The sequence below is a fragment of the Burkholderia sp. R-40 genome (assembly GCF_049942845.1).
GTDB classification, from domain to species: domain Bacteria; phylum Pseudomonadota; class Gammaproteobacteria; order Burkholderiales; family Burkholderiaceae; genus Burkholderia; species Burkholderia ambifaria.
Genome location: NZ_CP187968.1, coordinates 2,397,763 through 2,409,218 on the forward strand (window position 1 = coordinate 2,397,763; position 11,456 = coordinate 2,409,218).

The following is an 11,456-nucleotide window of genomic DNA, read 5'->3' on the forward strand; positions in this document are numbered from 1 at the left end:
ACCCCGACAATCTCGCCGACGCCGACGCGATGCCCACGCTTTTCGATACCGGCGCGCAGCCGGACGCCGCGGAACTGGCCGCCGCGCTCGCGGCGCCGGCCGCGGCCGGCCGCTACGACGAACTGCGCGGCAGTGCCGCCGGCCTTACCGCGCCGCTGCTCGCGCCCGCATGGCGCAGCTTTTTCACGTCGATCGGCCCCGACGGCGTGTCCGACCTCGACCGCCGCGCCGACGCGTTGCAAAGGCGCATGCGCGAGAACGGCCTGTTCTACCAGCTCCACGAGCAACGCGCGGGCGACGGCGCGGCCGGCCCGTGGTCGCTCGACCTGCTGCCGCTGATCGTCACGCCCGAGGACTGGGTCGCGATCGAGCGCGGCGTGCTGCAGCGCGTGCGGCTGCTGAACGCGACCATGGCCGACCTGTACGGCCCGCAGACGATCCTGGAGCGCGGGCTGCTGCCGCCCGCGCTCGTCACCGGCCACCCGGGCTACCTGCGCGCGATGCGCGGCGCGCGCGTGCCGGGCGACACATGGCTGCACATCGTTGCGTTCGATCTCGCGCGCGGCCCCGACGGGCAATGGCGGATCGTCGCGCAGCACACGCAGGGCCCGTCCGGGCTCGGTTATCTGCTCGAAAACCGCCTGATCGTGTCACGGCTCTTTCCGCGCGGCTTTCGCGGGCTGCGCGTGCAGCGGCTCGCGTCCGCGTACCGGTCGCTGCTGCAGAGCATGCAGACGCTCAGCCCGGCCAGCAAGAATTCGCGGATCGTGCTGCTGACGCCGGGGCCGCACAGCGCGACCTACTTCGAGCATGCGTATCTCGCGCGCTATCTCGGTCTCACGCTCGTCGAGGGCGGCGACCTGACCGCGCGCGACAACCACGTATTCCTGAAGACGCTGCGCGGGCTCGAGCCCGTGCACGGGATCCTGCGGCGCGTCGACGACGCATGGCTCGATCCGCTCGAACTGCGGCCCGATTCGATGCTCGGCGTGCCGGGGCTGCTGCAGGCCGTGCGCGCGGGCAACGTGCTGCTCGCGAATGCGCCGGGTTCGGGCTTCCTCGAGTCGCCTGGCATGCTCGGCTTCATGCCGCGCCTCGCGGAAGCGCTGCTCGGCGAAACGCTGACGCTGCCCGCCGTGCATTCGTGGTGGTGCGGCGAGGCCGCCGCGTGCAACGACGCGCTGCCGCAACTCGCGCGCGGCATCGTCAAACCGTCGTATCCGCCCGACGCGCAGGCGGGCGGCGGGTTCGATCCGGTGATCGGCGCGCGGCTCACGCCGGCGCAACTGGCCGAGTGGCGTGCGCGGATCCTCGCGCGGCCCGAGCATTACACGGTGCAGGCCGACCTGCCGCTGTCGCAGGCACCGACCTGGCCGGGGCGCGACGCGCCCGACGGTAACGGCGGCGCGCGCATCGTGCCGAAACCGCTGCTGCTGCGCGTGTTCGCGCTCGCCGACGGCGCGCAGCGCTGGCGGCTCCTGCCGGGCGGCCTGTCGCGGGTCGGCACGCGCGATACGCTGTTCAACGCGCCGATGCCGCGCGGCGGCAGCACCGTCGATACGTGGGTGATGACCGAAGGCATCGTCGATTCGACGACGCTGCTGCAGACCCGTCTCGGCCCCGACGATCTCGTCGAGCACCCGCGCGCGATCGCGAGCCGCGCGGCCGAGAACCTGTTCTGGCTCGGCCGCTACACCGAGCGCGCGACCAGCCTGATGCGTCTCGCGCGCGCCGCGCTCGAGCGGCTGCGCGGCGAGGACGACGTCGACAGTCCCGCGCATCTGGAGCTGATCGACACGCTGTGCCGCGACACGGGGCTGATCGCGTCCGACGCGCCGAACGCCGTCGATGCGCCGCGTGCGTTCCAGCACGCGCTCGCGACGTCGCTCACGCGCGGCGCGGACCGCACGTCCGGCATCGCGTCCTGCCTGTTCGGGATGCGCGGCGCCGCCGCCGCGATCCGCGAGCGGCTGTCGAGCGATCAGTGGCGGCTGATCGACGACGCGACGCAATTGTTCGCCGACAGCGCCGATCATCCGGAAGCCGAAGAACAGATCGGCAACGAGGCGCTGCAACTGCTGGAGCGGCTCGGGCTGCTGCTCGGTGCGATCACCGGCGCGCAGACCGACAACATGACGCGCGACGACGGCTGGCGGCTGCTGTCGATCGGCCGGCAGATCGAGCGGCTGGACTTCCTGTGCAGCGTGCTGAAGTTCGCGTTCGACGAGGGCGCCGTGCACCGGCAGGACGGCTTCGAGCTCGTGCTCGAACTGTTCGACAGCACGATCACGTTCCGCTCGCGGTTCCAGCGCGGCTTCGACGTCGCGCCGCTGCTGTCGCTCGTCGTGCTCGACACCGACAACCCGCGCTCGCTCGGCTGGGTCGTGCAGGCGCTGCGCGGCCGGCTGACGAAGGTCGAGCGCAGCGAAGGCTATGCGCTGTCCGAACTCGCCGAGACGATTCCGGACGTGCCCGCGTGGTCGCTGCACGAATTGTGCGAAACCGGCGACGACGGCCGGCACGACAAGCTGCTCGACGCGCTCGACACGACCGTGAAGGCGGTGTGGGAATTGTCGAACCGGATCGGCGAGCGCTATTTCAGTCATGTGCGGGACGCGGGCAGGACGCTATGGTGACGACGAAACACGCGGCGAAGATGTCGCCCGCGCCGGCTTCCGGCAGCGCGAAGGACGCGCCGGCGGCAACGCCTGCCACACCCGCCGCGCCGACTGCCGTCGCGCCCGGTCGCGTGCTTAGGGTGACGCACGACACCGAGTACCGCTACGCGGCGCGCGTCGAATCCGCGCAGCACCAGGCGCGGTTGCAGCCGCTCGCGACGCCGCGCCAGAAGGTGCTGTCGTTCGCGCTCGACATCGAGCCCGCCCCGGAGTCGGTCTGCACCGAGATCGATGCGTTCGGCAACGCGCGCGCGTCGTTCGCGCTGAACCAGCCTCACGATGCGCTGCTCGTGCGCAGCCGCAGCACGGTGCGCGTGAGCGCGCCCGTCTGGTCGCTGGGTGCGCGCGGCGCACCGCCGCCCGCGATCGCGAACCCCGACGCCGAGCATGCGATGGCGTGGGAAGCCGTGCGCGAGCGCTTGCAGTTTCGCGCGGGGCAGCCGTACGACGCGGCGAGCGAGTTCGTGTTCGCGTCGCCGCATGTCGCGTGCGATCCCGAACTGGCCGCGTACGCCGCCGCGAGCTTCACGCCGGGGCGGCCGCTCGTGCAGGCCGCGTGGGACTTGATGCGGCGAGTTCACGCGGATTTCGCGTACACGCCGAACAGCACCGACATCACGACGACCGCGCTCGATGCGTTGCGTTTGCGCAAGGGCGTCTGCCAGGATTTCGCGCACGTGATGATCGGCGCGCTGCGCTCGCTCGGGCTCGCCGCGCGCTACGTGAGCGGGTATCTGCTGACCCAGCCGCCGCCCGGCCAGCCGCGGCTGATCGGCGCGGATGCGTCGCATGCATGGATCGACGTGTACGACCCGGCATGGCCCGAAGATGGCGGCTGGCTGCAACTCGACCCCACCAACGACCGTGCGCCCGGTGACGACTACGTGATGCTGTCGATCGGCCGCGACTATGCGGACGTGACGCCGTTGCGCGGCGTGATTCGCGGCGGCGGCGCGGATCAGGAGCTGAAGGTCGGCGTGACGGTCGAGCCGCTCGACGAAGCGCCGTGATGCACGGGGATCGGCCTGACGCACCGCTCGCCGGCCGTTTAAGTCTTCGTTAATACTGCCCGCCTAGCATGATGGTGCCGGCGAACGGATCGGACCGGTCCGGCGCCGGCGGCACGCGCGGGTGCGTCGACGTCACGGCGCCGCGCCGTCGCGCGCAGCCATTCCCTTGCAACGGCGGCAGACATGATCAAGAACTTCGACTACCCGCTCGGCAACGAGACGATCGCGCTTTGCGCGAGCTTCGGCGCGGGCCCTGCGTTCCGTCGCGTGCTCGTGAGCCGCGCGGATTCGATGGAGACGCTGGTGGTGCTCGACGCGCGCGGGCTGTCCGGCCTGCTGAAGGTGGCGACCGAGGAGCCGGAAGGGTTGCTCGACGATGCGATCCGCAAGGTCGGGGACGAACAGCTCGTCGAGCGGGCGATCAACGGCCGGACGATCGTCGAAGCCGCGTTGTGAGCGGGGCGGCGCGTGCAGGCCGTGCCTGATGCGGCGCGCCGCGCCGTTTTGCGTGGAGTCGCTTACGCGGCGAACCGGTCCGTCGCGGCGAGCAGTGCCTTCAGGATGCCCGGTTCGTTGTACGCGTGCCCGGCGTCCGGCACGATTTCGAACGTCGCGTCCGGCCACGCTTTCGCGAGATCCCACGCGGTGCGTGCGGGCGTTGCGATGTCGTAGCGGCCCTGGACGATCACGCCCGGAATGCCGGCGAGGCGATGCGCGTCGCGCAGCAACTGGCCTTCGTCGACGAACCCACGATTCACGAAGTAGTGGTTTTCGATCCGCGCGAACGCGAGCGCGTAGCGGCCGTCCGCGAAGTGCTCGGCCAGCGCCGGATCGGGCAGCAGCGTGATCGTGCGGCCTTCCCAGAGGCTCCACGCACGCGCGGCTTCGAGCTTCGCGGCTTCGTCGTCGCCCGTCAGCCGGCGATGGTACGCGGCCATCAGGTCACCGCGCTCCGCTTCCGGAATCGGCGCGAGGAATTCTTCCCAAAGGTCCGGGAACAGCCACGACGCGCCTTCCTGGTAGTACCACAGCAGCTCCGCGCGACGCATCGTGAAGATACCGCGCACGACGAGCGCACTCACGCGTTGCGGGTGAGTTTGTGCATAGGCGAGGGCGAGCGCGCTGCCCCACGAACCGCCGAACACGAGCCATTGTTCCGCGCCCGTCATCTCGCGCAGCCGCTCGATGTCGGCCACCAGGTCCCAGGTCGTGTTGTTGTCGAGGCTCGCATGCGGCGTCGAGCGCCCGCAGCCGCGCTGGTCGAACAGCAGGATGTCGTAACGCTCGGGATCGAACAGGCGGCGATGGTCGGGGCTGCAACCGGCGCCCGGGCCGCCGTGCAGGAACACCGCGGGCTTGCCGGACGGGTTGCCGCAGCGCTCCCAGTAGATGTGGTGGCCGTCGCCGGTGTCGAGGTGGCCGTGGGCGTAGGGTTCGATCGGTGGGTACACAGGCAGGGCTCCGGGTGAGGGTCGACAGGACGGCGGACGAGGCGCGGGCGGGGATGCGGCAGCGCCGGTATCGCGGAGATTGCGGCACCGCAAGATTCGTTGCGTCTGCATCTGGCCGCCGCTGCCGCCGGACAATGTCGGACATTATGCCCATTCATTCCGGCCGCTGCCCGGCGGCCCGCGCCCCGGAATTTTTGAAATAATTTCATTCCGATATTTTTCAGACAAAATCGCGGCGGCATGTCAGCGCTGGCTCGGAATCGGGAATTGCGCGCCGGCCTGCCATCCCTCCACCGTGCCAACGGAAGCCATCCGATGAACCATCGCGTCAAGCAGCTGACAGGGTTGCGCGCCGTCGCGGTCACGATGGTCGTCGTCGGCCACGCGGAGCACGTGCTGCCGGGCGGCTACACCGGCTGGCTCGCGCCGCTTCGGCTGATCGCCGACGGCCGGCTTGGCGTGCTGATCTTCTTCGTCCTGAGCGGGTTCCTGATCACCAACGTGCTGCGCGCGGAGTTCACGCGCACCGGCGGGATTGCGCTGACTTCGTTCTACGTGCGCCGCGCGCTGCGAATCTGGCCGGCCTGCTACGTGTATCTCGTGATCGTCGGCATCCTCGCCGTGGCCGGCTGGCTCGACGTCGATCGCCGCCAGTGGCTGTATGCGGCGCTGCATCTGTGGAACTACTCGGCGTGGTTCGGCCTGGCCGGCGACAACGCGCTGCATCCGGACGGCGCGTGGTATCTCGGTCACTTCTGGTCGCTCGCGCTCGAGGAACAGTTCTACTGGTTTTGGCCGCTGCTGTTCGTGTACGGCACCCGCCACCGTGGCACGCGCTGGCTGGCCGCGCTGATCCTGGCCGTGCCGCTGGTGCGCGCGCTCACGTATTTCGTCGCGCCGGCGCTGCGCGGGCAGCTCGCGATGATGTTGCATACGGGCGTCGATCCGATCCTGATCGGCTGCTACGCGGCGCTCAACCGCGAACGGCTCGAAGCGTGGATCAGCTCGTGGCGCGGCGAGACGCGCATCGTGACGGCGATCGTCTTCATCGTGCTGTTCGGGATGCCGCTTGCCGAACGTCGGCTCGGCGGCTTCTGGAATGCAACCTACGGCGTGACGATCGAGGCCGCGCTGATCGCGATCGTCATCGTCGTGCTGAATTTCCGCAGCGAGTTCTGGTGCGCGCGATGGCTGCGGGCTGCGCCGGTCGTGTTCGTCGGTACGATTTCGTTCAGCCTGTATCTGTGGCAGCAACCGTTCGCGAACCCGGGTCTGCCGGTCGCGCATGCGTTCCCGCTCGGTATCGTGTGGGCGTTGCTGGCGGCGACGGCGAGCTACTTCCTCGTTGAAAAACCGTTCCTGCGGCTGAAGGATCGCTACACCGCGCGCGAGGCGCGACGCGTGCGCGACGACGCGCTGCGGATGCCGGCGGCGACCGATGCGATCGGGCCGAAGGTGGTGGAGTAGGCGGGCAGGGCGGCGGTCTGCCGCCGTCTTACTTGAAGCGCTTGCGCGCGGCGGGCGAATACCAGCAGTCGCGGAACATATCGATGCCGTACGATTTGCCGTCGTATTTGACGACCGTGCGCGCGGTTCGCTTGCCCGTCTCTGAATAGTTGCCGTCCTTGCGTTGCGTCTCCGTGACGTGTGCGGTGATCGACAGGTCGGCGAAGCCGTGGCTCGATGTTTTCTCGACGGCGATCGTCATGTTCGCATCTTCGCTGCGGGCATCGCCGGTGCCTGGACCGCAGGCGTCGCCCTCGACACTGACCCAGCCGTACAGGTTCGTGCCGAACACCGGGCGGATGCGATTGCCTTCGCGAACCCAAAGCGTCAGCTCTTCGCTTGCACTCGCATCCGGACAGCTCGGCCCCCGCGCGCTGCTCAGGAACACGACACCGAATGCGCGCACGTCGGGCGACAGCCGATACGGCGCGGTGTCGATGCGATAGCTGTCCGGACCGACTTCCGTGGTGGCATCCTCCTCGACGATCGAGCGCGCGGCCGCGACGATCTTGCCGCCCTCGACGAGCGCGACGACCTGCAGCTTGTTGTTGCCGCCCGGGTTCTCACTCTTCGGCAACGAATCGAACGCGACGGCTGCGATCGTTGTCTGCGGCGCGTTCGGCATCGCCTTGCACGCCGATGCGATGGCGAGCCGGTCCGCGTCGCGCGTGGCGATGCGTGCACTCGCGATGCCGGCCCAGCGGGCGACGGCCGTGATGGCTGCGTCGTCGCAGGGCTGGTTGTCGGTGGCGTGAGCGGCGGGAGCGAGGACGAGTGCCAACAGCGGGATGAAGCCGGGGAGTCTCATGGCGACGATGGAAAGGGTATTTCGCATCTTTCGATCAGAGATCTCCGCGCACTTCACCGGTTCCCAGCGCGGTCCGCTGCCGATTGACTTCCGCCCAAAGCTCATCGCTGTCGTCATTGCGCAGCACGATCATGCAGTCCAGTTGATCGTCAGTCACGCCGAAGTAGTCCAGGATTTCCTGACGAACCGCATCGACGAACTGCGCGTATTCCGGGGTTGTCTGGGCCTCAGCGTGCAACGCGTCGTATGCTGCATCGTCCGCGTCGCCGCCGTGCTCGTCGATATAGCGCGAGATCCACTGGTCTCGTTCGTGGTCGTAATCTGCCTCGGCGCGCATCGCTTGCACAGCCGTGTAGAAATCCAATTGGGCAAACGCGGCGATCGCCGCCGTTGTCGCCTCGTCAAATGTAGTCGTCATTCCATTTCTCTTGTCTGTCAGGGCACAACATCGCACGGGCTTGTGCCCGGCTTGGTGCCGCGAATCCGGACGGCATAATACGCCGTTTCGCACTGATGTTTGGCTCGAGCAAAGGCACCATGCTCGGGAAGTTTACGCCTTCGAGTGCGCCAGTCATCGGGGCCGCCCGGGCAACGGAGCACTCATGTTGCCGCACTGCAAGCCCGGCGATAGCGATGAAAACGAGCGGGCGCGGCAGATCGCAGAACAAGTGCCGAGCGTCTCATCGCAAGCGCCACTCCGGCACTTAAGCGCCAATGCGGGGCGTCGGTCGTGAAGGGCTCGTAATGGCCGAACCGAACTCCGACGGATACCTCGCTGGTGGTCCGTTACTGGCTCAGAACGACCCTAAGCAGCCTTATGGGCGCGCGGGTCGTTGACGGCAGCCTTGACCGGTCATCCGGACGTTCAAAGACATGGAGGAGGCGCTTCAAAAGCAATTGTCGTTGGCGGCAGCACCGCGACTTGCCCGCACGCGCGCTTGCCCCGCTTGATCAGTGACGTTCAGCTTCGTGCGCGCGTAAGTGGCAATGCGGTAGGGACTCCAGCGAAAGCGCCCCCCGATTGCTGACAGCCGAGCGTCAGGCGCAGTAGCACCGGCTCCGCCGACGGTGTTCATTTCTTCAGTTTTACAGGAGGTTCCTGGGCGGCTAGCAATCAATCCCTACAGCTTGAGCGAAGGAATATTTTTGTTGAAAGCTGAAATCTTCGAAAATACGTCGGCAATGAATTCAATAAACACGATCGCCCGTGTTGGAAGAAGCCTGTTTGCAACGTAGACGATCTGAACAGGGACGGCCGGATCAGCAAGTCCCGACAGTATTAACTGCAAGCGACCGCTTTCTAACCCTTCCTCAAACAGCCACGCCGGCCCATGCCCAACCCCTAAACCTGCGTTGACCGCCGCGCGAACGGCGTCGGGTGAGTTAACCCTCAGCCTGCCAGAAACGGGAATATCTGTGTCACGAAAGCGCCATGTTGCACCGGACGATAGCAAGGTATAGATCACGCAGTCGTGGTCGCGCAGGTCATCAGGTGTATGCGGCACTCCGCGCTTAGCGAGGTACTCCTTACTGGCCACGACCACGCGCTCGAACATTCCTATGCGCCGAGCGCGTAGCGCACTGTCCTCCAGATGTCCGATGCGAATTGCGAGTTCGATTCCCTCATCAACAAGGTTGACGTAGCGATCGCTGATCTGGATATCCAGCGTCAGTCTGGGATAGCGCTCCAAAAATGCAGGCACGTGTGGTAACACGAATGCATGTGCAAGCGAGGTGGGACAGGCCACGCGCAAGAGTCCCGATGGATCAACATTGTTCCTGAACGACGATTCAGATTCCTCTACAGCATCAAGAATTCGCCGAATGTCTGCGTAGTAGCGTTCGCCCTCCGGCGTCAACGCGAGCTTGCGTGTGGATCGGTGCAGCAGCCGAGTTTGGAGATGATCTTCCAGCGCCGCCACGTAGCGACTAACGTTGGGTTGTCCCAAGCCCAAATCTCGCCCAGCAGCGGAAAAACTTCCCATCTCTACGGCCCGTGCGAAGCATGTCATCAAGAGAAATCGGTCCAAGCTGCCTCCTTATTCATGCAATGAAAGCATGAAATATATGCAAATCGGATATCTTATCGCCAACAGAGCATGGATGCACACTTCTCCTTGTCGACCACTGTTGGTTGCCACTTACTGGAGAACTCAATGTCGCGCTTGCAAGGGAAACGTACTCTCATCACTGGAGGCACCAGTGGCATCGGTCTGGAAACCGCAAAGCAGTTTCTGAATGAAGGCGCCCGCGTCGTCGTTACTGGCGTCAATCCTGATTCGATCGCGAAAGCTAAAGCCGAACTTGGATCCGAGGTCTTGGTTTTACGCGCCGACTCGGCCAGCGTCGCCGCGCAAAGGGAACTGGCACAAGCCGTCAAGGACCACTACGGCCAACTTGACATCGCCTTCCTCAATGCCGGCGTATCCGTCTGGTTGCCGTTCGAGGAGTGGACCGAAGAGATGTTCGATCGGTCGTTCGATGTCAACGTCAAGGGGCCATACTTCCTGTTCCAGGCATTGCTTCCCGTGTTCGCTAGCCCTGCGTCCGTAGTGCTCAACACGTCCATCAGTGCGCACGTCGGTGCGGAGCGCTCTTCCGTTTATGCCGCCACCAAGGCAGCGTTTCTGAACATGTCCAAGACGCTTTCGACCGAACTGCTTGGACGCGGGATTCGCGTCAACGCAGTCAGTCCCGGCCCGATCGACACTCCGCTGTACGACAAGCTCGGCATCCCCGACGCGTACCGCGAGCAAGCCAACAAGGACATTGCCGCCACCATCCCGCTCGGCCGCTTCGGTACACCGGAGGAGGTGGCCAAGGCTGTGCTGTATCTAGCCTCCGACGAGTCCAGTTGGACGGTCGGATCGGAAATCGTCGTGGATGGCGGCCGCATGCTCAACCGCTGATCGCGCAACGCTGGAGTCCGGTGAAAGCGTCTTGAAGGCGGCAGGAGTCCAGGGCGTCGCGTTCGCCACAGGTCGTCGGATCATTTGCTTCAAGGACACAACCGACTCATCAAGCCGTTGAAATCTTCTCCGGACAACCGGCGCTGAATGTGCCTTCGGCCCCAAGCTTTGAGACCTCCGGCGAAACCACGGAAACAGGGGGCACGGTAAACATCTCTGCGCCCCCTTCCTCTGGACGGGCCATTCGAGCCTCACATGACAATGCCCACGCTTACCCTGATTAGCCACCCGCTGTGCCCGTTCGTTCAACGGGCGGCCATCGTGCTGCTAGAGAAGCAAGTTCCTTTTCAGCGTATCAACGTTGATCTTAGTGACAAGCCCGCTTGGTTCTTGGAAATATCGCCGACGGGCAAGGTACCCGTACTTCAAGTTCAAGAAGCTGGCGGTTCCAATGAAGTACTGTTTGAAAGTGTGGCGATTTGTGAATACCTGCAGGAAACCCATTCTGGTCCGAGCCTGTATCCAGATGATCCACTGGAACGAGCCAAACACCGCGCATGGATCGAGTTTGGCTCGGCGACGCTGGCAGAGGCGTGGGGATATTTGAACGCCAAGGACCATGTCACTGCCAACGTGAAAGCCACTTCGCTCAAGGACAAACTGGCCCAACTCGAAAAAGTTCTGGTCCTTGGTCCATACTTCGACGGAGAGACCTTTGGCATGGTGGATGCGGTCTTTGCCCCCGTCTTTCGCTACTTCGATGTTTTGCAAACAGATAGTGGCCCGTCGCCTTTCCCCGATTTTCCTAAGGTAGATGCCTGGCGTGAAAGGCTCAGGGTAAGAGCCAGCGTTATAGCTGCTGTTTCCGCCGATTATCCGGCGCTTTTTCGAGCGCACTTGCGGCGTCAGAAGGCCTTGCTGATGGAAGAAATTTACGGTGCGTCCCAACCGTATCCGGCCACATCCCACAAGCTCTAGCGCATACGGCCGCCACACCTCGGTCGTGAGCTTGGCATAAAATTTTGTTGTACCAGGCGATCGTACTGATGGCGGCGGGCAGCATTGAAGAGCAGGTCCGGCCACTCCAGCGCCCA

At 65.3% G+C, this 11,456-nt stretch carries 10 protein-coding genes; 6 read left to right on the plus strand and 4 right to left on the minus strand.

The genetic code is table 11. From position 1 onward, the window contains the following. The first annotated feature begins 29 nt into the window (after positions 1-29). From ACP26O_RS27135 to ACP26O_RS27145, 3 genes are all read left to right on the plus strand, one after another. On the plus strand, positions 30-2,636 hold the full coding sequence (locus ACP26O_RS27135) for a circularly permuted type 2 ATP-grasp protein (RefSeq protein ID WP_175663292.1): 2,607 nt from the start codon (positions 30-32) through the stop codon (positions 2,634-2,636). Next, positions 2,630-3,688, plus strand: a complete 1,059-nt coding sequence (locus ACP26O_RS27140; RefSeq protein ID WP_175662948.1) for a transglutaminase family protein — start codon at positions 2,630-2,632, stop codon at positions 3,686-3,688. Before ACP26O_RS27135 ends, ACP26O_RS27140 begins: the two co-directional genes overlap by 7 nt. Before the next feature lie 183 nt (positions 3,689-3,871). Then, a complete protein-coding gene (locus ACP26O_RS27145) occupies positions 3,872-4,144 on the plus strand; it encodes a hypothetical protein (protein WP_175662947.1) in 273 nt (90 codons plus the stop codon). A 62-nt stretch (positions 4,145-4,206) separates the two neighbouring features. Here the strand turns inward: ACP26O_RS27145 and pip are convergent, their stop codons facing one another. Beyond that, positions 4,207-5,139, minus strand: coding sequence for a prolyl aminopeptidase (pip, locus tag ACP26O_RS27150; RefSeq protein ID WP_006760245.1), 933 nt, complete (start codon positions 5,137-5,139; stop codon positions 4,207-4,209). Positions 5,140-5,454: 315 nt separating this feature from the next. On the opposite strand from pip, the gene ACP26O_RS27155 reads away from it, so the two are divergent. Further along, positions 5,455-6,606, plus strand: coding sequence for an acyltransferase family protein (locus ACP26O_RS27155; protein ID WP_175662946.1), 1,152 nt, complete (start codon positions 5,455-5,457; stop codon positions 6,604-6,606). A 28-nt stretch (positions 6,607-6,634) separates the two neighbouring features. Here the strand turns inward: ACP26O_RS27155 and ACP26O_RS27160 are convergent, their stop codons facing one another. From ACP26O_RS27160 to ACP26O_RS27170, 3 genes are all read right to left on the minus strand, one after another. Next, positions 6,635-7,453, minus strand: coding sequence for a multidrug ABC transporter ATPase (locus tag ACP26O_RS27160; RefSeq protein ID WP_175662945.1), 819 nt, complete (start codon positions 7,451-7,453; stop codon positions 6,635-6,637). A gap of 34 nt (positions 7,454-7,487) precedes the next feature. Beyond that, complete coding sequence (locus ACP26O_RS27165) at positions 7,488-7,871, minus strand: ATP-dependent protease (protein ID WP_175662944.1); 384 nt, start codon at positions 7,869-7,871, stop codon at positions 7,488-7,490. A 703-nt stretch (positions 7,872-8,574) separates the two neighbouring features. Then, the gene (locus ACP26O_RS27170) at positions 8,575-9,483 is read right to left on the minus strand and encodes a LysR family transcriptional regulator (RefSeq protein ID WP_082089641.1); all 909 of its coding nucleotides are present in this window, start codon (positions 9,481-9,483) and stop codon (positions 8,575-8,577) included. 126 nt (positions 9,484-9,609) lie between these two features. On the opposite strand from ACP26O_RS27170, the gene ACP26O_RS27175 reads away from it, so the two are divergent. Continuing rightward, the gene (locus ACP26O_RS27175) at positions 9,610-10,362 is read left to right on the plus strand and encodes an SDR family oxidoreductase (RefSeq protein ID WP_175662943.1); all 753 of its coding nucleotides are present in this window, start codon (positions 9,610-9,612) and stop codon (positions 10,360-10,362) included. A 255-nt stretch (positions 10,363-10,617) separates the two neighbouring features. Beyond that, positions 10,618-11,340: a glutathione S-transferase family protein gene (locus tag ACP26O_RS27180; RefSeq protein ID WP_175662942.1), complete on the plus strand. Its 723-nt coding sequence runs from the start codon at positions 10,618-10,620 to the stop codon at positions 11,338-11,340. Positions 11,341-11,456: the final 116 nt, after the last annotated feature.